The organism is Caulobacter sp. GW822-FHT07D08 (assembly GCF_058798735.1).
In genome coordinates this window covers 1-26,449 of sequence record NZ_JBXAKU010000007.1, presented here as the reverse complement: position 1 = coordinate 26,449, position 26,449 = coordinate 1, and the positions used below count along the sequence as shown (strand labels likewise).

General features: G+C 66.9%; 32 protein-coding genes. 16 read left to right on the top strand and 16 right to left on the bottom strand.

Annotated features, from left to right (window positions below):
- Window positions 1-2 precede the first annotated feature (2 nt).
- From trbE to AC1RJ9_RS14440, 9 genes are all read left to right on the top strand, one after another.
- Window positions 3-2,447 (top strand): conjugal transfer protein TrbE, encoded by a 2,445-nt coding sequence (gene trbE / locus AC1RJ9_RS14480; RefSeq protein WP_062093609.1) that lies wholly within the window; start codon window positions 3-5, stop codon window positions 2,445-2,447.
- Window positions 2,444-3,160: a P-type conjugative transfer protein TrbJ gene (gene trbJ / locus AC1RJ9_RS14475; RefSeq protein ID WP_066683924.1), complete on the top strand. Its 717-nt coding sequence runs from the start codon at window positions 2,444-2,446 to the stop codon at window positions 3,158-3,160. The genes trbE and trbJ overlap by 4 nt, the downstream gene beginning before the upstream one ends.
- The gene (gene trbK-alt, locus AC1RJ9_RS14470; protein WP_082749312.1) at window positions 3,157-3,384 is read left to right on the top strand and encodes a putative entry exclusion protein TrbK-alt; all 228 of its coding nucleotides are present in this window, start codon (window positions 3,157-3,159) and stop codon (window positions 3,382-3,384) included. Before trbJ ends, trbK-alt begins: the two co-directional genes overlap by 4 nt.
- A complete protein-coding gene (gene trbL / locus AC1RJ9_RS14465) occupies window positions 3,381-4,670 on the top strand; it encodes a P-type conjugative transfer protein TrbL (protein WP_062093611.1) in 1,290 nt (429 codons plus the stop codon). The genes trbK-alt and trbL overlap by 4 nt, the downstream gene beginning before the upstream one ends.
- Window positions 4,667-5,353, top strand: coding sequence for a conjugal transfer protein TrbF (gene trbF / locus AC1RJ9_RS14460; protein ID WP_062093612.1), 687 nt, complete (start codon window positions 4,667-4,669; stop codon window positions 5,351-5,353). The genes trbL and trbF overlap by 4 nt, the downstream gene beginning before the upstream one ends.
- On the top strand, window positions 5,350-6,129 hold the full coding sequence (trbG, locus tag AC1RJ9_RS14455; RefSeq protein ID WP_062093613.1) for a P-type conjugative transfer protein TrbG: 780 nt from the start codon (window positions 5,350-5,352) through the stop codon (window positions 6,127-6,129). Before trbF ends, trbG begins: the two co-directional genes overlap by 4 nt.
- A complete protein-coding gene (locus tag AC1RJ9_RS14450) occupies window positions 6,126-7,277 on the top strand; it encodes a TraB/TrbI/VirB10 family type IV secretion system protein (protein WP_062093614.1) in 1,152 nt (383 codons plus the stop codon). Before trbG ends, AC1RJ9_RS14450 begins: the two co-directional genes overlap by 4 nt.
- Window positions 7,274-7,498, top strand: a complete 225-nt coding sequence (locus AC1RJ9_RS14445) for a DUF2274 domain-containing protein (RefSeq protein ID WP_062093615.1) — start codon at window positions 7,274-7,276, stop codon at window positions 7,496-7,498. Before AC1RJ9_RS14450 ends, AC1RJ9_RS14445 begins: the two co-directional genes overlap by 4 nt.
- A 250-nt stretch (window positions 7,499-7,748) precedes the next feature.
- The gene (locus AC1RJ9_RS14440) at window positions 7,749-8,690 is read left to right on the top strand and encodes a hypothetical protein (RefSeq protein ID WP_062093616.1); all 942 of its coding nucleotides are present in this window, start codon (window positions 7,749-7,751) and stop codon (window positions 8,688-8,690) included.
- Window positions 8,691-8,752: 62 nt separating this feature from the next.
- Here AC1RJ9_RS14440 and AC1RJ9_RS14435 read toward each other — a convergent pair whose 3' ends face one another.
- Entirely contained in the window at window positions 8,753-9,619 is an 867-nt protein-coding gene (locus AC1RJ9_RS14435) for a hypothetical protein (protein ID WP_127846982.1), read from the bottom strand.
- A 31-nt stretch (window positions 9,620-9,650) separates the two neighbouring features.
- Window positions 9,651-10,685: a hypothetical protein gene (locus AC1RJ9_RS14430; RefSeq protein ID WP_492839393.1), complete on the bottom strand. Its 1,035-nt coding sequence runs from the start codon at window positions 10,683-10,685 to the stop codon at window positions 9,651-9,653.
- A 317-nt stretch (window positions 10,686-11,002) separates the two neighbouring features.
- Between AC1RJ9_RS14430 and AC1RJ9_RS14425 the strand changes: the two genes are divergently transcribed.
- Entirely contained in the window at window positions 11,003-11,644 is a 642-nt protein-coding gene (locus tag AC1RJ9_RS14425) for a hypothetical protein (RefSeq protein ID WP_062093619.1), read from the top strand.
- A gap of 243 nt (window positions 11,645-11,887) precedes the next feature.
- A complete protein-coding gene (locus AC1RJ9_RS14420) occupies window positions 11,888-12,418 on the top strand; it encodes an antirestriction protein ArdA (RefSeq protein ID WP_062093620.1) in 531 nt (176 codons plus the stop codon).
- Here the strand turns inward: AC1RJ9_RS14420 and AC1RJ9_RS14415 are convergent.
- Genes AC1RJ9_RS14415 through AC1RJ9_RS14405 form a run of 3 tightly spaced genes read right to left on the bottom strand, consistent with a single transcriptional unit; the run spans window position 12,415 to window position 13,669 of the window.
- Entirely contained in the window at window positions 12,415-12,540 is a 126-nt protein-coding gene (locus AC1RJ9_RS14415; protein WP_255357051.1) for a hypothetical protein, read from the bottom strand. The genes AC1RJ9_RS14420 and AC1RJ9_RS14415 overlap by 4 nt on opposite strands.
- A 32-nt stretch (window positions 12,541-12,572) precedes the next feature.
- On the bottom strand, window positions 12,573-12,899 hold the full coding sequence (locus tag AC1RJ9_RS14410) for a hypothetical protein (RefSeq protein ID WP_168193664.1): 327 nt from the start codon (window positions 12,897-12,899) through the stop codon (window positions 12,573-12,575).
- Window positions 12,896-13,669, bottom strand: coding sequence for an exodeoxyribonuclease III (locus AC1RJ9_RS14405; RefSeq protein WP_062093621.1), 774 nt, complete (start codon window positions 13,667-13,669; stop codon window positions 12,896-12,898). The genes AC1RJ9_RS14410 and AC1RJ9_RS14405 overlap by 4 nt, the downstream gene beginning before the upstream one ends.
- Before the next feature lie 100 nt (window positions 13,670-13,769).
- Between AC1RJ9_RS14405 and AC1RJ9_RS14400 the strand changes: the two genes are divergently transcribed.
- The gene (locus AC1RJ9_RS14400; RefSeq protein WP_062093622.1) at window positions 13,770-13,952 is read left to right on the top strand and encodes a hypothetical protein; all 183 of its coding nucleotides are present in this window, start codon (window positions 13,770-13,772) and stop codon (window positions 13,950-13,952) included.
- Here AC1RJ9_RS14400 and ku read toward each other — a convergent pair.
- Both ku and AC1RJ9_RS14390 read right to left on the bottom strand, forming a co-directional pair.
- Window positions 13,949-14,833: a non-homologous end joining protein Ku gene (gene ku, locus AC1RJ9_RS14395; RefSeq protein WP_062093623.1), complete on the bottom strand. Its 885-nt coding sequence runs from the start codon at window positions 14,831-14,833 to the stop codon at window positions 13,949-13,951. The genes AC1RJ9_RS14400 and ku overlap by 4 nt on opposite strands.
- Before the next feature lie 87 nt (window positions 14,834-14,920).
- On the bottom strand, window positions 14,921-15,151 hold the full coding sequence (locus AC1RJ9_RS14390) for a DUF5961 family protein (protein ID WP_062093624.1): 231 nt from the start codon (window positions 15,149-15,151) through the stop codon (window positions 14,921-14,923).
- A gap of 212 nt (window positions 15,152-15,363) precedes the next feature.
- Here AC1RJ9_RS14390 and AC1RJ9_RS14385 point away from each other — a divergent pair, with 212 nt between their 5' ends.
- Complete coding sequence (locus AC1RJ9_RS14385; RefSeq protein WP_062093625.1) at window positions 15,364-15,741, top strand: hypothetical protein; 378 nt, start codon at window positions 15,364-15,366, stop codon at window positions 15,739-15,741.
- Here AC1RJ9_RS14385 and AC1RJ9_RS14380 read toward each other — a convergent pair.
- Genes AC1RJ9_RS14380 through AC1RJ9_RS14365 form a run of 4 tightly spaced genes read right to left on the bottom strand, consistent with a single transcriptional unit; the run spans window position 15,738 to window position 21,694 of the window.
- Entirely contained in the window at window positions 15,738-16,322 is a 585-nt protein-coding gene (locus AC1RJ9_RS14380; protein WP_062093626.1) for an alpha-ketoglutarate-dependent dioxygenase AlkB, read from the bottom strand. The two genes, AC1RJ9_RS14385 and AC1RJ9_RS14380, sit on opposite strands and share 4 nt — an antisense overlap.
- A gap of 8 nt (window positions 16,323-16,330) precedes the next feature.
- Window positions 16,331-19,495, bottom strand: coding sequence for an error-prone DNA polymerase (locus AC1RJ9_RS14375; RefSeq protein WP_062093627.1), 3,165 nt, complete (start codon window positions 19,493-19,495; stop codon window positions 16,331-16,333).
- Complete coding sequence (locus AC1RJ9_RS14370) at window positions 19,492-20,913, bottom strand: Y-family DNA polymerase (RefSeq protein ID WP_369797823.1); 1,422 nt, start codon at window positions 20,911-20,913, stop codon at window positions 19,492-19,494. Before AC1RJ9_RS14370 ends, AC1RJ9_RS14375 begins: the two co-directional genes overlap by 4 nt.
- Window positions 20,914-20,926: 13 nt before the next feature.
- Entirely contained in the window at window positions 20,927-21,694 is a 768-nt protein-coding gene (locus tag AC1RJ9_RS14365; RefSeq protein ID WP_062093629.1) for an ImuA family protein, read from the bottom strand.
- A gap of 232 nt (window positions 21,695-21,926) precedes the next feature.
- Here AC1RJ9_RS14365 and AC1RJ9_RS14360 point away from each other — a divergent pair, with 232 nt between their 5' ends.
- Window positions 21,927-22,139, top strand: a complete 213-nt coding sequence (locus AC1RJ9_RS14360) for a hypothetical protein (protein ID WP_062093630.1) — start codon at window positions 21,927-21,929, stop codon at window positions 22,137-22,139.
- On the opposite strand, the gene AC1RJ9_RS14355 is transcribed toward AC1RJ9_RS14360, so the two are convergent.
- The 3 genes from AC1RJ9_RS14355 to dinB are packed head-to-tail and all read right to left on the bottom strand — an operon-like array spanning window position 22,136 to window position 24,517.
- Window positions 22,136-22,996, bottom strand: a complete 861-nt coding sequence (locus AC1RJ9_RS14355; protein ID WP_062093666.1) for a trypsin-like peptidase domain-containing protein — start codon at window positions 22,994-22,996, stop codon at window positions 22,136-22,138. The two genes, AC1RJ9_RS14360 and AC1RJ9_RS14355, sit on opposite strands and share 4 nt — an antisense overlap.
- A gap of 27 nt (window positions 22,997-23,023) precedes the next feature.
- A complete protein-coding gene (locus tag AC1RJ9_RS14350) occupies window positions 23,024-23,401 on the bottom strand; it encodes a hypothetical protein (RefSeq protein ID WP_062093631.1) in 378 nt (125 codons plus the stop codon).
- Window positions 23,402-23,446: 45 nt separating this feature from the next.
- Window positions 23,447-24,517 carry a DNA polymerase IV gene (dinB, locus tag AC1RJ9_RS14345; RefSeq protein ID WP_062093632.1) on the bottom strand — a complete coding sequence of 357 codons (1,071 nt, stop codon included), beginning with the start codon at window positions 24,515-24,517 and terminating at the stop codon, window positions 23,447-23,449.
- Between the two features lie 155 nt (window positions 24,518-24,672).
- On the opposite strand from dinB, the gene AC1RJ9_RS14340 reads away from it, so the two are divergent.
- Complete coding sequence (locus AC1RJ9_RS14340) at window positions 24,673-25,020, top strand: hypothetical protein (protein WP_062093633.1); 348 nt, start codon at window positions 24,673-24,675, stop codon at window positions 25,018-25,020.
- A gap of 2 nt (window positions 25,021-25,022) precedes the next feature.
- On the opposite strand, the gene AC1RJ9_RS14335 is transcribed toward AC1RJ9_RS14340, so the two are convergent.
- Entirely contained in the window at window positions 25,023-25,202 is a 180-nt protein-coding gene (locus tag AC1RJ9_RS14335) for a hypothetical protein (protein ID WP_127846981.1), read from the bottom strand.
- Between the two features lie 96 nt (window positions 25,203-25,298).
- On the opposite strand from AC1RJ9_RS14335, the gene AC1RJ9_RS14330 reads away from it, so the two are divergent.
- Window positions 25,299-25,631: a hypothetical protein gene (locus tag AC1RJ9_RS14330; protein WP_062093634.1), complete on the top strand. Its 333-nt coding sequence runs from the start codon at window positions 25,299-25,301 to the stop codon at window positions 25,629-25,631.
- Here the strand turns inward: AC1RJ9_RS14330 and AC1RJ9_RS14325 are convergent.
- On the bottom strand, window positions 25,628-26,449 hold an 822-nt coding region (locus AC1RJ9_RS14325), incomplete at its 5' end, for an SOS response-associated peptidase (protein ID WP_492839391.1). The genes AC1RJ9_RS14330 and AC1RJ9_RS14325 overlap by 4 nt on opposite strands.

The window sequence follows — 26,449 nt, the reverse complement described above, 5'->3', positions numbered from 1 at the left end:
GCGTGCTCGACCTTCGCGAATACCGCCAGCGGCCGGCGCTTTTGGCCGACTACCTGCCGTGGGTGGCCCTGGTCGCGCCCGGCGTGGTGCTCAACAAGGATGGCGGTTTCCAACGCACTGCCGAGTTTCGGGGACCTGACCTCGATAGCTCGACGGACGCGGAGGTCGCCGCCGTCGCCGCGAGGCTCAACGGCGCGCTGCGGCGGCTGGGGTCGGGCTGGGCGATTTTCGTCGAAGCGCGGCGTGATCCGTCGGCGGCCTATCCGACAAGCGCCTTCCCCGATCCGGTCTCGGCCTTGGTCGAAGAGGAGCGGCGGGCCGATTTCCTGGAGAGCGGCGACCACTTCGAGAGCCGCTATTTCCTGACCCTCAGTTATCTGCCGCCGGCCGAGCAGCGCGGCCGGATTGAAAGGCTCTTCGTCGAGGGCCGCAACAGCGCCGACATCGACTGGCGCGCCGAGCTGGCCGCGTTCGTCGACCGCACCGACCGCTTCCTGGCGCTGCTCGACGGCCTGATGCCCAGCCTGGCCTGGCTGGACGACGCCGCGACGCTGAGCGTCCTGCACGGCGCGGTCTCCACGATGCGTCAGCGCGTGGCCGTCCCCGACACGCCGATCTACCTGGATACCCTTCTGGCCACGCAAGGCCTGGCCGGCGGTCTCGAGCCGCGCCTGGGCGCGGCGCACCTGCGGGTCCTGACCGTTGTCGGGTTTCCGCCCGCCACCACGCCAGGTCTTCTCGACGACCTCAACCGGCTGGCCTTCGCCTATCGCTGGTCGACGCGGGCGCTATGCCTGGACAAGACCGCCGCTACAGGCCTGCTGACCAAGATCCGCCGGCAGTGGTTCGCCAAGCGCAAGTCGGTCCTAGTCCTCCTGCGCGAGGCGCTGACCCAGGAGCCGTCGGCGCTCGTCGACAATGATGCGGCCAACAAGGCCAGCGAAGCTGACCTCGCGCTTCAAGATCTCGGCGGCGACGCTGTCGGCTACGCCTATGTCACCGCCAGCATCGTGGTGTGGGATGAGGACCCCGCTCGCGCCGACGCCAAGCTCGCCCTCGTCGAGAAGGTCGTCCAGGGCCGAGAGCTCACGGTTATCCGCGAGAGCGTCAACGCTGTCGAAGCCTGGCTCGGCACACTACCCGGTCATGTCTACGCCAATGTGCGTCAGCCGCCCCTTTCGACGCTGAACCTGGCCCACCTGGCCCCGCTGTCGGCGGTCTGGGCCGGACCGGACCGCAACCGCCACCTCGACGGACCGCCGCTGCTGATCGCCCGCACGGCGGGCTCGACGCCATTCCGGCTCAGTCTGCATGTCGACGATGTGGGTCACACCCTGGTGGTGGGGCCCACGGGCGCTGGCAAGAGCGTCCTCCTGGCGATGCTGGCTCTGTCGTTCCGCCGCTATCCCGGCGCCCAGGTCTTCGCCTTCGATTTCGGCGCGTCCAGTCGCGCTGCCGTGCTGGGCATGGGCGGGGACTTCCATGATCTGTCGGGCGAGGGCGGCAAGACGCCGACCCTGCAGCCGCTGGCGATGATCGATCAGCCCGAGGAGCGTGCGTGGGCCGCCGAGTGGTTGGCGGCGATCCTGGCCCGCGAGGGCGTGATCATCACCCCGGCCGTCCGCGAGCACCTCTGGGCGGCGCTGGGAAGTTTGGCCGGAGCGCCGGTCCCTGAGCGCACCCTGACGGGCCTGGTTGCGCTACTGGCCAGTCCGCCGCTGAAGGCGGCCCTGGCGCCGTTCATTCTGGGCGGTCCCCATGGCCGGCTTCTGGACGGGGCGGGAGAGCGGTTGGGGGAGGGCGATGTCCAGGTCTTCGAGACCGAGGGCCTCGCGCGCATCGCCGCAGCCCCGGCGGTGCTGGCCTATCTCTTCCATCGCATCGGGCGTCGCCTCGATGGTCGGCCGACGTTGATCCTGATCGACGAGGGCTGGCTGGCGCTCGATGACCCCGCGTTCGGCGCCCAGCTGCGCGAATGGCTCAAGACCCTGCGCAAGAAGAACGCGTCGGTCGTGTTCGCCACCCAGTCGCTGGCCGACGTAACCGCCAGCGCCATCGCCGCGGCGATCATCGAAAGCTGCCCGACCCGGATCTTCCTGCCCAATCCACGCGCCCTGGAGCCGCAAGGGGCCGCGGCCTATGCGCGCTTTGGGCTCAACGCGCGGCAGATCGAGATCCTGGCCCGCGCCACGCCGGCCCGCGACTACTACCTGCAATCGCGGGTCGGCGACCGCCTGTTCGATCTGGGCCTTGGCCCCGTGGCCCTGGCGTTCTGCGCGGCCTCGTCGAAGGCCGACCAAGCCGCGATCGGAAAGACGCTCAAGAGCCACGGCAAGCGCGGCTTCGCCGCCGCTTGGCTGCGCGCCAAGCGCCTGTCCTGGGCCGCCACCCTCCTGCCGGGCGGGTCGTCCGCCCCGGCGTCCGCCTCTCCGGAGACATCGTCATGAACGTCACGCGTCGCCGCCTGACGGGCGTCGTGGTCGCGAGCCTGCTCGCCGCCACACCGGCCGTCCCTTCCATGGCCTGGGCCCAGTTCACGGTCTTCGACCCGACGAACTACGCCCAGAACGTTCTGCAGGCCGCCCGCGCTCTGCAGACCATCAACAACCAGATCAGCTCGCTGCAGAACGAGGCGCAGATGCTGATCGGGCAAGCCAAGAGCCTGGCCAGCCTGCCGTACTCGTCCCTGGCGGCGCTGCAGGCTCAGGTCGACCGCACCCGTGGTCTTTTAGCTGAGGCCCAGGGCCTGGCCTACGACGTCGCCCAGATCCGAGAGGCCTTCCGCACGCAGTATGGCGCGGTCGACCTGTCGGCGACGGATGCGGCCCTGACGCAGCGCGCCGATGCTCGCTGGGGCGCGGCGGTCGCCGGGTTCCAGGACGCCCTGAAGGTCCAGGCGGGCGTGGTCGGAGGGATCGGGGCCAGCCGCGACCAGCTGGCGGCGCTGGTGGGCCAGAGCCAGGGCGCGGTCGGTGGGCTGCAGGCAGCCCAGGCCGGAAATCAGCTCCTGGCGCTGCAAGCCCAGCAACTGACGGACCTGATCGCGCTCAGCGCCGCCCAAGGACGAGCCCAGGCCCTTGAAGCCGCCGATCGTGCCGCCGCCCGGGCCGACGCCAAGGCCCGCTTCTCCAAGTTCATGGGGAGCGCAGGCACGCCGTGACCAAAGCCCTCGTTTGGGGGACAGCACTCATCATCCTACTGGGCGCCGCTGTCTTGGCGGGCGGGGCGTCCCAGCCTTCATCGATCACGCAAGCGAGCGTGTCGCCACGTGACCCGGAGCTGGCGCGATGCCGGCGGCTCGGCGAGGCGGGCGGTCAAGACGCGGCCTGCGCGGCCGCGTGGGCCTTGGCCCGCAAGCGCTCCTTCGGCGGGGCCGCGTCATGAGCGACGTCGGCGTCATCGATCGCTTCTTCGACACCTTCAACCGCTACCTCGACTCTGGCTTTGGGCTGCTGGGCGGCGAGGTCGCGTTTCTGTCGACCACCCTGGTGGCCATCGACGTCACCTTGGCGGCGCTGTTCTGGGCCTGGGCCTCGAACGAGGACGTGCTGGCCCGACTGATCAAGAAGACCCTCTATGTCGGGTTCTTCGCCTTCTTGATCGGCAACTTCCAGACCCTCTCCCTGGTGGTGCTCAAGAGCTTCTCGGGCCTTGGCCTGAAAGCCTCTGGCGCCGGGATTTCGGCCGAAGACTTCCTACGGCCAGGGCGGCTAGCGGCGCTGGGCGTCTCGTCCTGCAAGCCGCTCCTGGAGGCGGCCGCCGAGCTGGGCGGCTTTCCGGGCTTCTTCGAAAACATCGTCCAGATCGTCGTCCTGCTTCTGGTGGCGCTCTTCGTGATCGTCGCCTTCTTCATCATCGCCGTGCAGATCTTCGTGGTGCTGATCGAGTTCAAGCTCGTCACCCTGGCCGGCTTCGTTCTCGTTCCCTTCGGCCTCTTCGGACGCACCGCCTTCCTCGCCGAAAAGGTGCTCGGCAACGTCATCGCCAGCGGCGTCAAGGTCATGGTGCTGGCCATCGTCGTCGGCATCGGCTCCTCGCTCTTTTCGGAGTTCACGAACGCCGCCGGCGGCCAGCCGACCCTGGAAGAGGTCCTGGCCATGGCCCTGGCGGCCTTGACCCTGCTGGGCCTGTCGATCTTCGGACCGGGCGTCGCCTCGGGCCTGGTGTCGGGCGCGCCGCAACTTGGCGCCGGCGCGGCTGTCGGAACCGGCCTAGTCGTTGGCGGCATGGCCATGGCCGGCGCGGCCGCCGCCCAGATGGCCGCCAGCGGTGTCGCAAGCTCTGGAGCCGGCGCGGCGGCGGCAGCCGCGAGCGGCGGGCGACCGCCCCCGACCGGCTCCGCGCCCTCGGGGGGCGGGTCTCCCAATTCACCGCCTGGGGGCGGCGGCGCAGGCGCTGCCTCAACGGACGCCGCCTCGTCATCGCCCACCGGCGGCCCCAATGGCGGCAGTGCTGGCGGTGGCTCTGGCGGCCAGGGCGGCGGCGCGCGCCAAGCCCCGCCGAGTTCGCCCGGCCAACCCGACGACGGCTCCGAGCAACCCGCCTGGGCTCGGGATCTCGAGCATCGCCAGACCATGACCCATGGCGCGGCCATGGCCGTCCACGCCGCCGGCAGCGGCGACGACCACAGCGCCGGCGCGGCGCCCAGCCTTTCGGAGGATAGAACATGAGCCCCCTCAAGGGACCGGCCCGCTATGGCGCGACACCGACGCCGGAGACGGCCTATCAGCGCGCCGGCCAGGCGTGGGATCAACGGCTCGGCGCGGCCCGTGTCCAGGCGTTCAACTGGCGCCTGATGGCGCTCGGGTTGCTGGCGCTGAGCGGCGGCTTGTCGGCTGGCCTTGTCACGCTGTCGCTTCGGGGCGGCGTCACGCCCTGGGTCGTCCAGATCGACAAGCTGGGCGAGCCGCGCGTCGTCGCGCCCGCCGTGCAGGGCGCGCGTCCGACCGATGCGATGATCGCCTGGACCTTGGCGCGCTTCGTCACCGACGTGCGCACCGTCTCGACCGATCCGGTCCTGATGCGCCAGGCTTGGCTTCGCGCCTACGACTTCACGTCGACCGAAGGGGCCGCGGCGCTCTCCGATCACGCGCGGCGCGCAGACCCGTTCAGCCAGGTTGGCAAGACGCAGACGACGGTCACCGTGACCAGCGTGGTTCGCGCCTCGCCTGACAGTTTTCGCCTGGCCTGGACCGAGCAGCGCTTCGCCGACGGCCAACTGGTCGCCACCGACCGTTGGACCGCGATCCTGACCATCACCATCAAGCCGCCGCGCACCGCCGAAGGCCTTCGCGCCAATCCGCTGGGCGTCTTCGTCACTGCCCTGTCCTGGTCCAAGGAGTTCGGGGCATGACCCGCCTGGCGCCAATCGCGGGCTGGGCCTGCGTTCTCCTGTCTTCCCCCGCGTGGGCCGAGCCCGTCGAGAGCGACGCGCGCCTGGCCGCGCCGGCGGGCATGACCCGGTTCGCCTGGCGGGAAGGCCTCGTCTATCCGGTGATCGCCACGCCAGGCCGCATCACCGACATCGTCCTGGAACCGGGCGAGGCCTTGGTCGGATCGAATGCGATCGCGGCGGGCGACACCGCGCGCTGGGTGATCGGCGACACGACCAGCGGGGTCGGGTCTGAGCGTCGTGTCCATGTGCTGATCAAGCCGACCGCGACGGGCCTGGCCACCAACCTGCTGATCAACACCGACCGACGCACCTACCATCTGGAGCTTCGCGGCTCTGCACGGACGTGGCAGGCCGAGGTCTCGTGGCGCTATCCGGCGGCGGAGCCGGTCTTGATCGCGGCGCCGCCCGCGCGGCCGGCGCTCGACCTCTCGCGCGTGAACCGGAGCTACCGCATCGAGGGCGATCACCCGGTCTGGCGGCCTATCGCGGTCTTCGACGATGGCCAGCGCGCCTATGTCGAGTTCGGGCCCGGCGTCGCGCTGGACGACCTGCCGCCGCTCTATCGGGTCGGCGGCGACGGCAAGACCAGCGAACTGGTCAACTATCGCATCGAGGGGCGGCGCATCGTCCTGGATCGACTGTTCGACCGCGTGGAGTTGAGGCTCGGGATCAAACGACAAGCCCTTCGCGTGCGCATCGTTCGGCAGGCTGGTGCGACGGAGGGCTTGCGATGAGCAACGAGCGCTCCGAGGCCGAAGAGGCCATCGCCAAGACCCTCCGCCTGCGCGCAACGCCCGTCCCGGTGGCCCGCATCTCACGCCGGGCCCTGATCATCACCACCGCGATCGTTTCGATTGGCCTGTTCGGCGCGGTGAGCTGGTCGATGCTCCAACATCGGCGCGCAGCGCCGCCTGCGGCCGATACACCGGCGATCGCAACGCCTTCGGAGCGGGTAACCGCCTTGCCCAAGGGCTATATCGGTCCCGCCGGGGTCCCGGCCTTGGGACCGCCACTGCCGGGAGACCTCGGCCGTCCGATCCTAGCGGCCCAGCGCGCCGGAACCGTGGAGGGGGCAGGGCAAAGCTCGGTCGTCTCGGCCTCGTCAGTGCCGCCCGCTACCCCGCCGCCAGTTGATCCAGAGCGGGAGGCCAGGGCGGCGGTCCGCCGTGCGGCAGGTCAGAGCGCGCTCTTCGTAAGCGAGCGCGCCGAGCGGGGACCCGGCCAGGCGACAGCGTCGTCCGATGGGACGGCCCAGCCGCCCCAGGATCCGCGCACGACCAGTCCCGAACGTCTTCAGGCTCCGGCCTCTGCCTATGTGCTGCAGGCTGGCGCGGTGATCCCCGCGGCCTTGGTCACCGGGCTTCGATCCGACGCGCCTGGCGCCGCGATCGCGCAGGTCACCCAGGATGTCTATGACAGCCTCGGCGGCGGCTATCTGCTGATCCCGGCGGGCGCGCGTCTGGTCGGCGAGTACGAGGCCGAGGTCAAGGCAGGACAGAGCCGCCTGCGGGTGGGCTGGACGCGCCTGATCCTGCCGTCGGGACGCTCGATCGTGCTGGACAAGCTCCCGGCCGCCGATGCGCAAGGCATGGCCGGCCTTCAAGACGGCGTCGATCGCCACGGCGGGCGGATCCTGGCGGCGGCGGCTTTGAGCACCTTGCTGGCGATCGGCGCTGAAAGCGGATCGTCCAGCGACGAGTCCGACCTTGCCCGTGCTGTCCGAAGAGGAAGCGCGGATGCGGTAACCGACGTTGGCCGCCAGGTTGTTGGTCGCAGTCTCGATCGCGCACCCACCCTGACCATCCGGCCCGGTGCGCCTCTGCGCGTCCTGCTGACCAGGGATCTCGTGCTGGAGCCTTACAGCTCGGGAGCAGGCCGATGAGCAAGCTGAAGTTGCGCCCCCTTGAGGACGAGGCACCGGTCAAGATGACCCTAGATGTGCCGCCGGCGACCTATCGCAACCTGGTGGCTTACGCTCAGGCGCACGCCACCCAGACCGGCGGCAAGGTCGCTGAGCCCGTGCGGCTGGTCGTGCCGATGCTGGATCAGTTCATGGCCAGCGACCGGGCGTTTGTGAGGGGACGCAAGCCTCGGGAGGACTAACGAGGACTTCCATTCTGCAGATCGTCGTCGGGCCGACCCTAAGGCCGCGACGTCGGCGCTAGTGCGAGGCAAGGGTGGCCTTCGGCGTCGTTTGCTGTTAAGGATAAGGCATGGCGTACCCCGCCATGCCGTCCACAGTGGCGAAGCCTTCCGGGCAGGGGCCGACGACTAGAATGACCCTCTCACCCTTTCTGAGGTGCTGGCGGGCGTAGTGGACGCGTCATGAAACAGCACCGAGATTGGGTTTGTCATGACATTCGTTTTCCAGAATCGCGAGCGTGCGAAGAAGGCTGCGCAGCGCATTGCCAAGGCGCTTCCGGACGTCAAGCTGTCTGCCGTGCAGGAGGGCCTGGCCAGGGCCCTCGGCTACCAAGACTGGTTCGCGTTCGAGCAGAGTCCACCGGATCGATCGCCGAGCATCTTGGACCAGGATCTATCCGATCCCGAGTTCCTTGCGCGCGCAGATCACCAGATCGGCGCTCTCGCCAGCTACCTCGATATTCCCGATAGTGACGCGCAATACGCGCTATCTGCGGCGCGGCTCACTGGCGACCGAAACTGGTCACGTGAAGATCACATGATGCTGCGGCTTTCGGCTTGGCGGCGCGGCCCTTTGCTGGCGGCCAAGCCCAGGGGGCGAGGTGACCTCGTTCGCATCAAAGCGTCGGGGCGGCCTCGGGAATACGGCTACGTCCTGAGCCACGGTGAACGTGGCGCCAAGGTGCTGCTCGAGGACAGTATCCTCACCTGCGCAACCTTCGAGGTCGTTCGCCCCAAGGTTCGGCCCGCCGACTTCATCCCATCGCGCTATTGGCGGCCCTACGGTTACTGGACGCTAGAAGACGGCTCCAAGGTTCTGTTCAGCCGTGACTATTATCCACTCTGGCGCGTGGGTGGCGATAGGGTCGAGCGTCTGGGGCCGTGGCTATGGATCGGTCCGCGCAAAGGGCAGACCTACTTCTTCGATTTGTCCGGTGAGCCCAACTGGCTCCACCGAGGTGCAAGGTCGCTCTCAGAGGCCTTCCTGGAGGATCACGGTGTGCGCGGCTTGCCCATCCTGGCCGATGCGGTTCTGCAGTACTTCAACGAAGGCGTCGATAGGCCAGAGGAAGCTGTCAGGGCCGAGCACAAGCGTCGTGGTTCGCCGACCGATGCGCCCGCCTACGCGCGCCTCAACGCCATGCTCGCCTAAAGAACCCTCGCAAGATCGACCGGCGCGCCGGTCGATCTTGCGACTTCGGTAGCCATCGGCGTCTAGGCGCAGCTGGGGCAAGTCCGAACTTCGGTGCGACACGGCGCGTTGCCGTTGTAGGGATCCTTCAAGATGGCCGGGTGGTAGTGAGCGACGATCATCTCGGCCGGCACGGGTACACGCAGGTCGATGCCGAAGTCGATCTTCGGAATGAAGGTTGGCGCGTTGACCACAACACGAACCCACTCCTGAAGCAGCTTTTCGGCCAGTTCGTCCCTCAGGCCAGGCGATATCCAAGAGACCGGCAGATCGACCTCGATCATGGTCGGAATGCCGCGTCTTCGGAGTGTGTCGAAGGCGGAAGGACCAAGCGCACACGTCATCCACTCGCTGCCGTACAGCATGTAGTGGCCGATGTGGTCGAGTTGCACTTGGTCGTCGGCGCAGAGGAAGAGTTGGTCGGTATCGCGCTCTCGGGCATCGAAGGCCGCAAGGCGGCTCTCCAGCGACTTCTGCATCCAGGCGAGCTCCGCTGTCTCGGCGACGATGCGGCGGGCCTCGTCTTCGAGCACGGCGGGGTCGTTCAAGCGGATTCCCTCGCGATGAAATACCCCGGCGTCAGCGACGCGGCAGCCGTGGAAGGCGCGAAGCACTGCTCGGTTGATCACGGTGCTCAGCTGGTCGAGCACTACCTCAAGATCCTCTTTGAGATAGGGCGCGAGGATCTCGTCCAACCAATCGGTATCGTCCCAGCAAAGATCCTGTTCTGGGAGGGCCGACAAAGTTGCATAGCCGCCGTCGACAAAGTGCGGCTGGAGCCACTGCGTCAGCGTCGGATGCCAAGTCGTGCGATCCTTCCAATGCAGGAGTCGATCTCTCCACGGACAGGGCGAGGTGCGTTTGTGGGTAGCGGGCGAATCCGAGGTCATGTCGCCAGCCTAGACAAACGAGGGATCAAGCTTAAGGGCGCGCGGGGGCAGCGGTATCTGGCGGGCTATTGCGACCATTCTCTCCGGCGTCCTTCTGGCCAGGCACAACGGCGCGCATGAGGGACGTCATCGGATGGAACCCATCGATCTCCATCGTCAGCACGCCGTCTTCGCGGGCGATGACACATGTCGCGGGCAGGAAATCCGCAGGCAGCGGTACAGTCGCATTCGGATTCAAAAACAGGGTGACGCCCTGCCACCAGGTTTCCTCCGGCGCGCCGGGATCGCTCACGTCGAACTCGTATTCCCTCGGCTGCGGGTGATCGCCTTCCTCGGGCAGGAGGCACGTGCCCAAGCGCTTCGCAAAGATCGCTGTTCCAAACAGCGACGCCGAAGACAGTCGCCAGAACTTGGATACCGCAAAGCCATTGCAATAGGCGATCGCACTGATCGCGGCAGCGTCTGGGCGGGCGAAGAAACCCGCAGACCCTTTCGTGTCGCCAAATAGCATTGGGACGAGCGCGTCCGCCACGTAGAGGCTGGACCCTGCCTCGAAAGCCGGCTGAGTCATCAGCACAAGCGGTTTTCCCGCCATATGCGTCAGGGCGTCATAGCCGTGTCTCGCCTTTTTGATCAGGGCCGCGCGCATTCGGCGCGGGAAGAGGACGCTGCTGCGCTCCTGCATATCTGCGGGAGATCCGTCCTCCATGCGCAAGATGCTGATGTCGGCTTCGTTCCCGTCAGTGGGATTGGCGGTCATCGCTTCCACGGCGATCTCCAGACCTGCCTTGGAAGCCATGAAGTCTGGAGCGTCAAACGGTCGGCTTGGCGCTAGGCCGGCCGCTTCCAGATAAAGAAAGCACGCAATCTCGAATAGGCGGGCATGGAAGCCATAGCCCTGAAATTGCGAGACAAAGTGCCCGTTCGGGTCGCCCATCCGCGCGAAGGCGTCGCTGATCATCTCGCGCACCAAGGCGTGATGGTCCGACCTCAGCAATACCGCGAAATTGGGGTGCAGCTTTGTGGGCGGCACGCATGGCGCAAAGAGATCGATACGCTGGGTCATGGTGTTCGCCCTTTGCGGTGACGGACTAGTGTTCGTCGGCCCCCAGCGACTCGATCCGCTCTGGTATCGGCAGGAGCTTCAGGGAGGGGCGCGGTGATAGCCTCCCGGATCGTCGGGAAGGTCTCAGCGGAGCTGAGCGCGACACCGTTAGAGACGGTGACGGTCGCCAGGAAGCTGTTGGCCTTCAGTGTGGCGGACAAGGTCACTTCGCTCATCGAGGGCTCATTGATGGGCTAGCGCGGCCGCCTATTGTGGCAAGTAGAATAGTGGCAAATTTTGAACCTGGACTGTCATCGCAGATATAGGCGAAACCGGCTGTGCTTTCCTCGATTCTCTTCGATACTCGGCTCACGGCTGCGGCTGCCGCGCTGATCGGAGCCTTGATTGGCGTGACGGGCACGTTGCTTGTCACTATCGTCAACGGCCTGTTCGCCCGCGACCGCCACCGGCATGAAAAAGTCTGGGAGCGTCGGCAGGAGGCCTGCAGCGAAATCATCGGAGCGCTTAGGGCCGCAAAACCCCTAGCGGAACGTATCTACGATGGGTTCGACGAGGACGTGCACGGCTACTATGCCAGCGATGCGCTCAAAACCGATCACGATCGATACTGGGTGCAGGTCGTAAAGGCGGATGAGGCCTTCAAGGCCAACTACCTGATCCTGCCAGCGCACTTTCGTGATCGCTACGAGCGCCTTCTTACCGCGCGACGTGCTTGGGACTACGACGCTGGGCCAGATGTCTATCTTGGCCCGATGGGGGAGGTCATATCCGCGACGCGTGATCTGATGGACCTTGCGCTTTCCTCTCTAGGGATCGTGCCCTGGAGCCATCGGCTCGCCATCTCGCTACGCCTGACGGGCGACAAACTCGGTCGGGCCTTCAGAGCGGTGGCGATGTGGCTACGGCGACGCTGGAAGCGCCTCTGGCGCAGGCGCGATCGAGACAGCCTCGATCCGTGATTCAAATCTAACACAGTTCTAGTCCTGCTGGGCCAACGGCTCATGCGCCGCAGATCGGGCGCTCCACTATTTTAGCTTGGGGCTCCGCCCCCGGCGCGCTTCGGATCGGCTTCCGCCCAGCTTCGGCCGGCCTATGGCCGTCCTGCAGCCGGGTCCCCGCGAAGCCGTCCCTCCGCTTGCACCCCCGGTCTCGCCGACGGGCAAGGGTTCGATGTCGAACCCCTGCCTTGAAGGATGAGGATCATGGGAAAAGCCGCTGATGATCTTGAGCCCCGTATCTATGTCGCGTGCCTGGCCGCCTACAATGGCGGCCGATTGCACGGCGCCTGGATCGATGTCGAGGACGACATCGAAGCGGTGTGGGTGGCGATCCGGGCGATGCTGGCGGCCTCGCCCGAGCCGATGGCCGAGGAGTTTGCGATCCATGACTATGAGGGCTTCGGCGGCGTAGAGATCGCCGAATATGCCAACATCGCCAGGGTCGTCGAAATCGCCGCCTTCCTGCGCGCGCGGGGTACGCTCGGCGCCCTGGTGCTGGCCGAGGTCGGAGGCGATCTCGATGCGGCCGCCGCAGCGCTCGACGACCAGTATCACGGGGTCTTCGCCAGTCTGGCCGATTGCTTTCAAGAGATGACCGAGGAGACCACGGCCATTCCGGAGACCCTGCGGCTCTACATCGACTATGAGGCCATGGCGCGCGACGCGCGGCTAAACGGCGAGTTGTTCACGGTCGAGACCGCCGCCGACCAAGTGCATGTTTTCTGGACGCGCTAGGTGCGCGGCAGAACCTGGACGAGGGCGAAGACCAAGCCCGCCGCCAGCAGGACCAAGGCGGCAAGGCCGGCCCAGCCGGCGGGGGTCAGCAGGCGGGCGGTTGGTCGGGAGCGAGCGGGCATGAGGCCATGGTACGGCGCCGCTCATGGCGGCGCTAGCTCGCGTTGAGGCCCGCCCACCAATCGGCATAGACGGTATTCTTGGCCATGTGCCGGTTGAGGTCTGGCGCTCCATCGTTCCACCACACCGGGCCGCGCTCGCCCAGCCCGACCTTGGCGGCGTCGACTTGAGCGCGAGCCTTGGCCAATTGATCTGGGTCCTCGGCCGCCAGCGCCGCCCTGACCGCGCGACGCGCATTCATCAGCGCGTTCACCAAGGTCTGGCGGTGCTCGGCCGAGAGGTGTGGATTGCTTCGTCGCCAGAGCCGCCCGCGCACGACGATGTAGCGGCCATCCGGCGTAATGGGCGCGGGGGGCTTCATCGGAGGAGCTCGATCCAGGCGGGCGCGTGGTCGCTCGCGCCGTCGAGCCCGCGCACCCATCGATCGACACCGGCGTCTTCGAGTTCGTCGGCGAGATCGGGCGACAGAAGCAGATGGTCGATGCGCAGGCCTTTGTCCTTGGGCCAGCGCTCCCGCAGATAGGACCAGTAGGTCCAGGGCGCGGCGTTCGGATGCACGGCGCGCAGGGCGTCGGTCCAGCCCTGATCGAGCAGGCGCTGGAAGGCAGCGCGGCTCTCGGGACGGAGCAGGGCGTCGCCGCCATAGGAGTGATTGGGATAGATGTCAGCTTCGGTCGGCACGACGTTGTAGTCGCCGGCCAGCACCACCGGCGCCCCGGAGTTCAGAAGGCTTTGGGCGTGGGATAGCAGGGCCTCGAACCAGGCGAGTTTGTAATCGAATTTAGGGCCGGGAACCGGATTGCCGTTCGGCAGGTAGAGGCAGCCGATCAGCACGCCTTCTACCGCCGCCTCGATGTAGCGGCTCTGGGATGGATCAGGATCGCCGGGCAGGGCGGTGCGCGTCAGGACCGGGGTCATCCCGCGCGCCAGGATCGCCACGCCGTTCCAGGTGCGCTGGCCCTTCCAGACCGCGCCGTAGCCCATCTGCTCAATGGCCTCGGCTGGAAACCGGCCCTGTTCGGCCTTGAGCTCCTGGAGACAGACGACGTCGGGCTGGGCGTCGTCCAGCCATTCGATCAGCGGGTCGAACCGGCTGAGGACGTTGTTGATGTTCAAGGTGGCGATGCGCACGCCAGGACAACCGTCACCGCCGGGACGTCGTTCCAAAGGCTAGGTGCGGAACAGTTTGGCTGGCCTGCGGATTCGTCTTTCGAAAGGGAGACTTACCGCCATGTCCAAACGTGAACTGATCGAGCCCACGCCCGGTGACAAGCGCTATGTGCGTCGCGACGACAAGGGCCACTTCTCCGAGGTGGTCGATGTCGGCAAATCGTCGGCCGCCGACCAGCGCCGCCACTCCAGCCATGACGCGGGACGCGGCCAGGGCGACAAGGGCGATCGCCAGAAGGCCTAGCCAGCCTTGCGGCGGGCCGGCGCCTTGGCGGGCGCCGGCGCCGTCGTCGCCTTCGATCGACCGCTGGCCTTGGCCGCCGCCTTGGGCGGCTTGGCCTTGGCGCCGGGCGCGCCGCCAAGGCTGGCCCGCAGCGCCGCCATCAGGTCCACGACATTGGTGTCGTCCGGCTCGGCGACCTTGGCCACCTTGTGGCCCTTGCGCTTGTCGGCGATCAGCGCCTTGAGCGCCTCCTCGTAGCGATCGGTAAACTGACTGGGGTCGAACGGGCCTTCCTGCTGCTGGATGATCTTTTCGGCGATTGAGATCATCGCCGCGTCCGGCGCCTTGTCGCTGATTGCCCCGAAAATTTCATCCTCGGCCCGGACCTCCGCATCGGTGCGCAGGGTATAGGCCAGGATGCCCTTGCCGCGCGGCTCCAGGGCTAGCAAGCGCTCGCGGGTCGACATGACCACCCGGCCCAAGGCGATCTGGCCTGAGCGCGCCATGGCCTCGCGGATGACGCTGAAGGCTTCCTGGGCCAGCTTGCCGTCGGGCGCGAGGTAATAGGGATTGTCCCAGTAGATGCGATCGATGTCGGCCTCGGGCACGAACCGCTCGATGTCGATGGTCTTGGTGCTCTCCAGTTTGACCGAGGCGATCTCATCATTGGTCAGCAGCACGTACTGGCCCTTCTCGAACTCGTAGCCCTTCACCAGTTTAGCGCGCTCGATCGGCCCGGTGTCGGGGTCGGTGGTGACCATCTTGATCCGGTTGTTGGTCTCCGGATTGATCAGGTTGAAATGGACCTCGCCGCCGGAGTTGGTCGCGGTGTAGAGCGCCACCGGACAGGTGACGAGCGAGAGGCGAAGGTGTCCCTGCCAAGTAGGGCGATAGCCGGCCATGGTCCTGTTTCCGTGAGGGCCGGCAGGATCGCCGGTCCGTGAAGACTCGACTCAACGGGGCTGGCGGTGATTCGTTCTGGCCGGCCTCTACTGGCAGGGCGCGGCCTCGCCGCTGTCCAGATCGATCCGGAAGCAGTGCTCCACGCCGCTCTCGGTCTCCCGCACGATCAGAGAGACCTCGTTGTCGGCGTCGACTGGCGGATGCCAGAGCTCGACAAAGGCCACCGCCGCGTCCTCGAAGCTGACGGCGTCGACCGCGTGCCCGTGGCTGGCGTCTTCGCCGCGCGCATGGACGCGATAGGTCTGGGTGTCGGGCATGGGAAATCTCCTGGCGCCAAGACAACGCTTCGCATGGCGAAAGGATTCTGCCGCATTGGCCGGTGTGAAACTTGGCCGGCCCGTCTGGCGCTAGAATACCGTCCGCCGCTTGAGTTTGGCGGGCGGGAAAGCCGGTCCGTCGTGTTCGCCCTCTAGCGCCCGCGGGCCGGCCAACCTCTCGAAAATTCACGGGGCGTTCCCATATCTGGGGCATGCACACGCGATCCACGGCGAAGGCCGCGCTCCTGCCGTTCGCCGAGGACCTGACGGTCGAAACGAGCGCGGAGATCCTCGATCTGGAGGGCGTCGCCGAGCGCCGCGAGCGCTTCCTGGCCCATGCCGCAGCCGCCAGCAAAGTCGTCACCTACGAGTTCGCCATTCCCGCCGAAGCCAAGGTCTCGGGTATTGGTCCGGATGGGGAGGTTCGCGACGCGCGCCCCCAGCTTGAACTGATAATCGCTCTGACCGGCGGCGCGCTGGCTAAGTTCCCGGGCGGCTTGACCGCACGCGTTCCAGTCGCGGCCGCCGCGCGCTTCGAAGACCTGGCCAAGGCCTTGATCGAGACGTTCCTCGTCAGCTGGCGCGTCTAGCGCCGCACGGTCCGAAACGTCACCGAATAGCGCAGGGCCTCGAGCGCGGGGATGCTGTGCTGCCAGTCGCTACGCGCCGGACCGGCCATCAGATAGGCCGAGCGTGGCGAGGCGATGATCGACGCGCGATCCCAGCGGTCGCCGGCCTTGCGCCTCAGGCGGAAATGACAGGGCGACAAGAGTGAAACCCCCGCGATCGCCACGGCCGGCGGCCGGTCGCGATGCCAGCCGATCCCCGCGCCCGGCGAATACTCGGTGACCAGGGCATGGCGGAAGCTGTCGCGCGCTAGGCCCGTGAAGGCCGCCACCTTGTCCAGCAACGGCAGGAGCAGGTCGGGGATGGGCTCGCCGGTTTCCACCATCCGGCCGCTCTCGTCCTGCCGCCAGCCAAAGCCGGCGATGCGGCGATTTCCGAAATAGCCCAGATGCTCATAGGCCTTGAACGGCAGGTCCTGGAAGCTAGCGACGAGCTCGCGTTCCTCGGCCGCGTCAATCAGCTCGGCCTTATAGCGAAAGCCTTCCGGCAAGGGCGTCTTGGGCGCGAGAGGAAGGTCGAAGAGCAAGGGTTGGGTGTCGATCATCGCGCGCCTCAACAGAAATTGCGGCTGCGGCGGGCCCAGGAAAGATCGCCGGCGTCGGCGCCGCGATCCTGCAGGTGCGACAGGACCGCGCCGAGGTCATGGAGCTTGTAGGCGACCAGGTGGACGACATCGCCTTCGCGCTGGATGTAGCCCTCGACGCCGAGCAGATGGGCCGAAAGGGCCACTCGGCGCTGCTTTTCGTAGAGCGTCTTCCAGATCACGAGGTTGGAAACGCCACTCTCATCCTCGAGGGTCATGAACATCACGCCCTTGGCGGTGCCCGGCATCTGGCGCACCAGCACCAGGCCTGCCGTCTTGATGAACTGGCGATCGCGACCGCTGGCGGCGGCCTGGCAGGGGCGGTAGCCCTGGGCGGCAAGTTCTTCGCGTAGCAGCGCCAAGGGATGGCGGCGTAAGCTCAGGCCCACGTGGCCATAGTCCTCGACGATCTCGCGCCCCTCGGTCATGGCCTTCAGCGCCGGGGCTGGCTCATTCAGCTCCGGCGCCTTGGCCTGATCAAACAGGGGCAGGGCGACATCACGCAGGCCTTTGATCTTCCAACCCGCTTCGCGTCGGGCAAGGCCAAGGCTTGGCCGAAAAGCGTCGGCTTCGGCCAGGCGCGAGAGGGCGCCAGGGCCGATCTGCGCGCGACGCCAGACCTCGTCGATCGATCCATAGGGCTCTTCCGCGCGGGCCATAACGAGGCGTGCGGCGTCGAGTTCGGACAGCTTGCGCACCATCCGCAGACCCAGACGCACGGCCAGCGACCCGTCCGAGGTCTCCTCCAGGATGCAGTCCCAGCGCGAGGCATTGATGCAGATCGGTCGCACTTCGACGCCGTGCTCGATAGCGTCCCTGACGATCTGGGCCGGTTGGTAAAAGCCCATCGGCTGGCTGTTGAGAAGGGCCGCGCAGAAGACATCGGGGTGGTGGCATTTGAGCCAGGACGAGGCGTAGGCCAGGAGCGCAAAACTAGCGGCATGGCTTTCGGGAAAGCCGTAGGACCCGAAGCCCTCCAGCTGGGTGAAGGTCTGTTCGGCAAATTCCAGCGGATAGCCGCGCTCGACCATGCCGCCGACCAGCTTGTCCTTGAAGTGGCTGACCCCGCCGGTGAACTTGAAGGTGGCCATCGCCCGGCGCAGCTGGTCGGCCTCGCCGGGCGTGAAGCCGGCGCACTCGATGGCCACCCGCATAGCCTGCTCCTGGAAGAGCGGCACGCCCAAGGTCTTGCCCAGCACCTTTTCCAGCTCGGGCTTGGGGAAGGTCACAGGCTCCTTGCCTTCGCGGCGGCGCAGATAGGGATGGACCATGTCGCCCTGGATCGGGCCGGGACGCACGATCGCCACCTCGATGACCAGGTCGTAGAACGAGCGGGGCTTGAGGCGTGGCAGCATGGCCATCTGCGCGCGGCTCTCGATCTGGAAAACGCCCAGGGTGTCGGCCCTGCGGATCATCGCGTAGGTGCGCGGATCCTCGGGCGGAATGGTCGCAAGATCGAGCGCGATCCCCTTGGCGTCCTTGAGTAGGTCCAGGCCGCGCTTGAGGCAGGTCATCATCCCCAGGCCCAGCACATCGACCTTCATGAACTTCAGCTCGTCGATGTCGTCCTTGTCCCACTCGATGATCTGGCGATCCTTCATTCGCGCCGGCTCGATCGGGACGAGCTCGTCCAGGCGGTCATGGGTCAGGACGAAGCCGCCAGGGTGCTGGCCAAAATGGCGCGGGGTGTTGAGCAGCACCTGGGCCAGCTCCAGGGTCAGGCGGAGGCGCCGGTCGGAAAGATCGAGGCCCATGTCGCGGGCGTGCTTTTCTTCGATGTCCTCGCGGGAAAAGCTCCAGATCTGGCTGGAGAGCCCCTTGGTCATGTCCTCGGGCAGGCCCAGGACCTTGCCGACGTCACGCACCGCGCCGCGCGGCCGAAAGCGCTGGACGACCGCGACGATCGCCGAGCGATGGCGGCCATAGGTTTCGAAGATCCATTGCATCACCGTCTCGCGTCGGGCGTGCTCGAAATCGACATCGATGTCCGGCGGCTCGTCGCGCTCGGCGCTGACGAAGCGCTCGAACAGCAGGTCGTTGCGCTCGGGGTCGATGCTGGTGATGCCCAGCACGTAGCAGACCGCCGAATTGGCGGCCGAGCCGCGGCCCTGGCAGAGGATGTCCTGGCTCTTGGAATAGCGGACGATCGAATTGACGGTCAGGAAGTAGGGCGCATAGCCCAGCTGCCCGATAAGCTGCAGCTCATGCTGAAGGATCCGGCGGACCTCCGGCGTCAGGCCGTCGGGAAAACGGTGGGCCGCGCCTTCCCACGTCAGGCGCTCCAGAGTCTGCTGGGCGGTCTCACCGTCGGCGACCACTTCACGCGGATACTGGTAGCTGAGCTCGGACAGCGAGAACCGGCAGCGCTGCGCGATCGCTACCGACGCGGCGACGGCGGCGCGGTGGCGTGGGAAGAGGCGCAGGATTTCGGCCGGGGTTTTCAGGTAGCGGTCGGCGTGCCGGTCGCGCTTGAAGCCGACGTCGTCGATCGTGGTCCCTTCGCGGATGCAGGTGACGACGTCCTGCAGCAGTCGCCGTTCCTTCTCATGGAACAGCACCCGGTTGGTGACCACCGGGGTGACGCCGGCCGCCAGGGCCATCTGTTCAAGCTCATAGAGCCGCAGCGCGTCGCCAGGACGCCGGCGCAAGGTCAGGGCGACATGGGCGTCCGGGCCGAAAATGTACGCGAGCTTGTGGAGCTGCTGGGCGGTGGTCTCGTCGGCGTCCTCGGGCACGAGGATCGCGATCAGCCCCTCGGCGTGGGCGGCGAGATCGGTGAGATCAAGGTCGCAGCCGCCCTTGCCTGCGCGGGTCTTCCCCAAGGACAGCATCCGCGAAAGGCGGCTGTAGGCGGGGCGGTCTGTGGGCAAGACCACGATCGTCATGCGGTCGCGCAGGACCAACTCGCAGCCGACGATCAGCCGAACCCCGGTTTCCTTGGCGGCGATGTGGGCGCGCACCAGGCCAGCCAGGCTGTTGCGATCGCAAATGGCCAGCGCCCGGTAGCCTAGCCGAGCGGCCTCGTCGAACAGCTCGCCCGGGGACGACGCCCCGCGTAGCAGCGAAAAGTGCGAGGCGCATTGGAGCTCGACATATTCGCCAAGATCTTCAGGTGCTTGTCCGGGTGAGTTCATCCGAACACCCCGGCCATGAACCAGCGCTGGCTGCCGGTGGCGGCGTCCTCGCCGTCGCCGTCGCGATAGATCCAGTAGCGCTCGCCGCCGTCGTCCTCGACCTGGAAGTAGTCTCTGGAGCGGGCCAGCTCGGCGTCCGCCTTCCACCACTCGCCGAACACCCGCTCGGGGCCGTCGGCGCGGCGGACCCGCCGACGCACGCCGCGCCAGGTGAACGACGCCGGCGGTTGGTCGGGGAGTAGGGCCACCGTCTCGATCGGCTCGGGACGGGGAAAGAACCGGGTCGGCCGAGGCCAGTCGACGGGCCAGGAGAAGGCGGCCGGCGTCTCGCCGGCGGGCGCCTTGCGCACGCTTCGTTCAGGCAAGTCGCTCTCGGTGCTGGCCAGGCGGTAGACCGCCTCCGCGCCGAGGCGCACCCGCAGCGTGTCGATCAAGCCCGACAGATCGGCGGTGCGTTTGCCGCCCAGCACATCGTCTTGGCTGTAGGCCAGCGGCTCAGCGTTAGACGCGGCCAGGACCATCTTGTCGACGCCGAAGCCCGGATCGACCTTCTCCAGCTTTTCGCAAAGCAACTTGGCCAGCCGACGAGCGTCGCGTGCCGGGGCGGAGAGGCCGATGCGGGCGCTCTCGACGCGGTTGTCGACCCGGTAGAACCAGGCATCGATCGTCTTGGCCCCGAGCGTTAGAGCTTCAAGCGTGGCGCAGAGTTCGACGGTCAGCTCGGTCAAGTAGCGGGCCATGGTCTCGGGCGCACCGATCGGTTCGGCGAAGATCTTGGCCGCGCGTGGGGTCTCGGGCGCGAAGACCGGCTCGATCGGCTCGCGCTCACGGGCATGGGCCTGGTCGAGCCGGCGGATCGGCTCCATCCCGAAGCGATGGGCCAACGGACCCTTGGCCGTGGCCTCCAACTCGCCAATGGTGTCGAAGCCCGGCTTAGCCAGGGCCTGGACGGTCTCCGGCTGCAGGCGCAGCGCTGCGACCGGCAGGTCCTTGAGCTGCACGCCCAGGCCGCCGGGCGGCACGACGAACACCGAGCGCCGGGAATAACGGGCCAGCGCGTGGGCGCCGCCCCAGCTGTCGGCGATCGCGACCGTGGCGGCGTAGCCGGCCTTGGCGAGGCGCCGGCGCAGGTCGATCAGCATCTTCTCTTCCCCACCGAAGAGATGCGCGCAGCCTGTGGCGTCGATGACTAGGCCGTCGGGCGGATCAGCCGCCACTGTCGGCGAGTAGAGCCGCTGGGCCCAGAGCGCCAAGCGCTGGAGGGCGGCGTTGTCGCCCTCGACGTCGAGATCATGGAGCACGAGGCCGGGGACCAGGGCCGTGGCGTGGGCGACGGCCTGGCCAAACCGAAGGCCGGTCTTGGCGGCGGCAAGGTTCATGTGCGCGACCGCGCGCCGGCGACCGACCCGTCCGACCATAACGATCGGCGTGTCAGGCGATGGCGCGCTCTTGCCCTGCAAACGGGCCAGCCGGTCGGTGGGCCAGCGGGGCAGGAAGACGGAGATGACCCTTTGCGTCACAGGCTTCTAGCTCGATGTCGAAGGCGTCGCCGGCCTTGCAGCGGAGGAGTTCGAGAAACCAGCGGGGACGACCCACGCCAGGAACGGAAGGCGGAAGTGGCGAGGAGGGCAGGGGCGAGACCCGCCACCGCGTCTCGGCCGCTGTCGGCTGGCCGAGGTCGGCCGCGTCGGCGATCCGTCGCCACCTTCGGACCGCGATGGCGATCTGGCCGCTCTTCTCGGCCGCCAGCTGCAGGCGCCGCGAGGCGGTCATCGAGAGCTTGCCGACCTCGCCGATCACCCCGGCCAAGCCCGGCCAGCGCAGACCTTCCTCCATGGCGGCCAGCACGCCGGCCTCGTCGCCGGCGTCGGCGAAGATCACCCGCTGTGGCGGCAGGCCGGCCTGGGCCAGGGAGGGGGCGAAGAGGTCCGCTTGCCGCCGGCACCAGAGAACCTCGCCCTGCGCTCGGGCCAGGATGCCGGCGGCGAACTTGGCCGCCGTCGCGCCGTAGAGCGCTTCCTCGGCGCCGCCAACCACTTCGTGCAGCGCCCCGAGCGCCAGGCCGCCGCCGGGCAGGCGCGCGTCCAAGGGTTGGACGCCGAACGGCAACACCGCGCGGGTGACGCGATCCTGGGCTTCCAGGGCGCGAACCTTGCGACGGAGCGCGTCGAGCGCGGCGGGGGATGAGGATGAGATCATGGCAAGAGAACGAATTCGTTCTAGCTTTGTTCTTGTTGCCGTTTCGGAGTCAACGGGGCCATCGGTGCGGCGCAGGCGCGCGCCCGGCCCAAGGTCCAATCGCCACAAGGGTTTGAGCGGAATCGAAATTTTTCGGGGACGACCGAAGCTGACGTAAGCGTGGCCAGAAGCGGCGCCGCCTGCGGTCGCCAAGCCTGGCCATGCGCGTTAGGGTCGTGGTCGGAGGTGGCTGATGGATGATGATGACGAGCCCCGACAGCGCCCAAGGTTTTACGAGTGGGAGGGCTGGGCAGTCTGTCTGGTCGGGGCGGTGATGCCGACGGTTGTGCTCACCAGCTTGGTTCAGATGATCGAGGGCAAGACCGAGCCGTGGTTCTTGCCTGGCCTCTTCATCGGCCTCTTCACGCTGGCCGTCCTGGCGATCCGCCCCTGGACGATGCGCTAGACGGAGGCTGGAGCGTCTTTGGATGGGGCTGCGAGCGCGGCGGCCGCCTCGCGTCGTACTTGGTCCTGGTGGGCCGCATCCAGGACGTCCCTGACCGCGGTGACATGCCAAACCCTGCCGAGGTCGGATTCCGGGTTGAGGCGGCCTGAATAGATGCCCAGGAATTCCCAGACAGACGCGCCGCTCATGACCGATGACAAAGCGCCGTCCGCTCGGCGCGTGCGGTAGGTTCCGGTGCGATAGGAGATCACCGCCGAACCCGATTGGCCTCTCCGCGCGCGACAGTCGACAAGGAACACCGGGTTGTCCGGCGTAATCAGCTCCAGCTCCTGAGCCAGAAAACCGGTCGCCCAAATTGGAAACCGGCCGAACGACGACTGTCCGAAGGGAAAACCGATGACGCTGACGGTGTCTGCGGGGCCGACGTAAATCCCCGCCCGATCCAGATCTAGGTCCATGTAGTACGCGTATTTGCTGACGTCGCCGCCCCAACTAAGGTTCAGCGCCACCAGATCGGCCGCTGCGCCGAGACGAGGGTGCTCGATCCAATACGGCGTGCCGTCGTCCCGAAACAACGGCAGGCGGATTTCAACCCATTCCCCGACATGGCCGGCCTTATGGAAATGGATGACGATGGCGTCCGGCTCGGCGCCCTGGCTGTGCAGGCACTGTCCAGAATCCTGGTCGCGCCCGGTGACGTTGTGCCGGTTGGTGATGAAAGCGCAGTGCGACTGCCGGTCGTTTGCCGCCAGGAAGCCGGTGCCGGACGCCAGCTTCAGCTCGCCCCGGAACATTTCGATGTAGAGCGACTTCATCGTCGGGATTGCGATTTGCGATCCGACTTGGTCCTCAGTCATGTCCAAGCGGTCTCTCCTGAGTGCTGGCTAGGACGGCTCGCCCTGGCTCAAGGCCTCGATCTGGCGCGCCGGGTCCGCCTCGATGGCGCGCCATAGCGCACCGGCAAGAAGGTCCTGGTAGGCGGCCAGGGCGGTGACGGCTGCGCTCCGCTCCAAGGCCATGATCAATACGGCGTGCGCGGCGATCAAGGGCAGGTCACGCGTTGCGGTGACATCCTGATGCACCGCAATCGCGGCGAGCGCCGCGCGGCGCGTCCAACCGTCCAGCGGCCCGGTCAGTTCAGCGACCAGCACGGGGCCCTCGACTTCGCGTCGCACGCAGAAACCAAGCGCCAGGACGCCGCGGCGAGATACGGCCCGCCAGTAGTCGATCGGTTCCAATTCGGGGTTCGGCGGCTGCGTCATTGGGAGGTTTATAGCGCCACGATGACGAACGCCTACGGTCCGAGGCTAGACGGGTAGGGTGGCCTGGGCCTCGATCGGGGCCGGAGCGAAGCTCGACACGGTCACGCCCAACAATCGCACGCCCGCGCGCAAAGGGTACACTGATCGCACCAGATCCTGGGCCACGCCTTTCAGGGTCGTCGCGTCAGCGATGACGTTGGGCAAAGAGCGCCGCCGCGTGGCCTGCTCGAAGTCGGCATACTTGATCTTCACCGTCGCTGTGCGCCCAAACGCCTGGGTCTTTTCGCACCAGCCGAACACCTTGTCGGCCAAGGCGGCGATCTCGGTCTCAATGAGATCGGGATCGGTGAGGTCGGTCTCGAAGGTCGTCTCCGAGCCTGAGGACTTGCGCTCGCGATCGGGATTGACCGGGCGCTCGTCGACACCGCGGGCGATCCCGTAGAACCATGCTCCGCTGTTGCGGAAGTGGTGAACAAGGAAGTCCAGGGTCTGATTGTAGAGGTCCTCGCCGGTCTCGATGTCCAGCGCCTTCATCTTGCGCTCGGTGACTTCGCCTACGCCGTAGAAACGGCCGATCGGCAAGGTAGCCACGAAGGCTTGGCCCCGGCCAGGCGCGACCAGGAACTGGCCGTTGGGCTTGTTCTGGTCGCTAGCCATCTTGGCCAAGAACTTGTTGTAGGAGATGCCCGCCGAGGCGGTGAGGCCCGTCTCGGCCAGGATGCGCGCCCGGATCTGCCGCGCGGTCTCGGTGGCGCTGCCGACGCCGGCCTTGTCGGCGGTGACGTCGAGATAGGCCTCGTCCAGCGACAGCGGTTCGATCAGGTCGGTGAAGTCAGCGAAGATCTCGTGGATCTGGCGCGAAACAGATTTGTAGACCTCGAACCGAGGCGGCACGAAGACGAGCTGCGGGCATTTGCGTAGGGCCGTGGTTGACGGCATGGCCGATCGCACACCGAACCGTCGGGCCTCATAGCTGGCGGCCGCGACCACCCCGCGCCGTGCCCCGTGGCCAACGGCGAGGGGCTTGCCCTTAAGGCTGGGATCATCGCGCTGTTCGACCGACGCATAGAAGGCGTCCATGTCGATATGGATGATTTTGCGAGGCGGCGAGTCCATGTCCCCAGCAAGCTAACACCCTGTGAACGAAACGCGAACTTTCTCCTTGAGCGGGCGGCTGAGATCGGGTGAAACCACGGGTCTTGCGACGCCGCGTCGCAGCGCGAAGGGCCGCTCGGGTGGTCCATCGTGGGGCCAGTCGGGGAGTGCCAGACGTGTCGCGTATCGAGGGTGAATTTCTGAGCCTGGCCCTGGAGATCGGCCTAGCCGAAGCGATTGCCGAGACCCTGCGCGACATCGATCGGGCGATGGCCGAACTACCGCCAACAGACCACGGCTCGCGCTATCGTAAGCGCCTGGAAGATCAGCGGGCCAGTTTGCGCAACCCGACCCTGCGCACGACGGCCGCTCTAGTCGTAGCGATGTGCGTTAAGAACCCGGCGCTAACGCCGAGAATCCGCAAGCCTTTCGCGCACTTGGTCGACCGGCATCCAGAGCTGATCTGGCTCTTTCCGCAGTTGCCTGCCGATCCCAAGCCGACGGAGTTGCGTCGCGCGGGCTAAGCCTACTGCACGCGTGGCGGCGGATCGTAGGGGCGGTCGTCGTCTGGAGACAAAGGTGGTCCTGGCTCGTTGAACGGGACGATCGGCTCGTCGAGCTCAGGCGGCGGGCCGTCCGGCGGGATCTCCAGCGGTGGAGCACCAGGTTCCGGATGGGGCGGTGGGGGTGCGAACGGATCGGACATGGATTACCTCATGATCCGAACGCCAGGGGCGCGCGATCGCTCCTTACGGGATCGAACGACGCCGATGATGTCGATCACGAGGAACAGACCGCCGACATGTCAGAGCGCCCGCCTTCGACGCTGAAGCGACCGCCGGAACAGCTCATTCGGCGCTTCCATCTCGGTCAGGTGGGAAGCGATACGGTGCGCACCTACCTCACCAAGGGCTATTCTCTCGCGATCTGCTGCAAGGACTGCCCTCGGTGCCTGGAATGGACTCCCGAGGATCTTGTCGAGAAATTTGGCGAGCGGACGCACATTAAGATCGCGGATATCGCCGCGCGGCTATCCTGCAGCGGCGAAGAAGGATGCAGGTCCAAGGAGGTGGCTGTCTTCCCGCATCTCTACGACGGCCCTTGGTCTTGGACCCCGCCGGACGACGAGGGCTAGGCGGGGACAACCTCGTCGCTCTTGCCGCCAAAGGCGACGATCTTCAGACGGTCCGGAAGCGGACGCTGGAGCGACTTGACCTCGTCCCAGGGCGCGTCGCTCATCCAGAGGTCCCACTCCTCCGGTTCGGTGAGGATCACCGGCATGGCCTTGGAGTGATAGGTCTTCACCGGCTCGGCGGAATCCGTCGTGAGGAAGCCGTAGGCCACAATCTCTTCCCAGCCCTTGCTGATCATCCGCACGCAGGCGTGGGGCGTCCAGATGCCGGCGAAGAAGGCCAGGGGGCGGCCTTCGTCCAGCGCGAACCAGACGTTCTTGCGGTCTTTCTTGTGGTCCTGATCGGGCTCGGCGAAGGAGGTGAACGGCACGAGGCAGCGACTGCCGGCGCCTAGCCACGGCGCCCAGTGCCGGTTGGTTTTGCCCGTCTTCTTGCTGATCGCGTAGCGGATGTTGGTGGTCCCCTTGTCGGGCTCCATCTTCAGCAACTCGGCGAAGTCGAACTCCGTGCCCTTGGCGCGCAATTTGTCGGCCCGCAGCGTGGCCGCGTCGAACAGCGCTTCCTTTGATGACGGCATGCCCCACCTCGCGTCGCGCATGATCCGCTGACCGTCTTCGCCTTGGGTGATGATCGGCGCGGCGTAGTCAGGATAGATGCCCGGCATAGGCGGCTGGTTGTTATTGAGGTCGGTCATCGCCCGCGCCAGCGCCGCCACTTCAGCGCGCGCCTTCATCAGGGCGTAGAGATTGCAGATGTGGACGGCCCCCCGCTTGCAGTGAACGCGCAGACTGTCTGACCTAACGCTTGCTATCAGATGTCC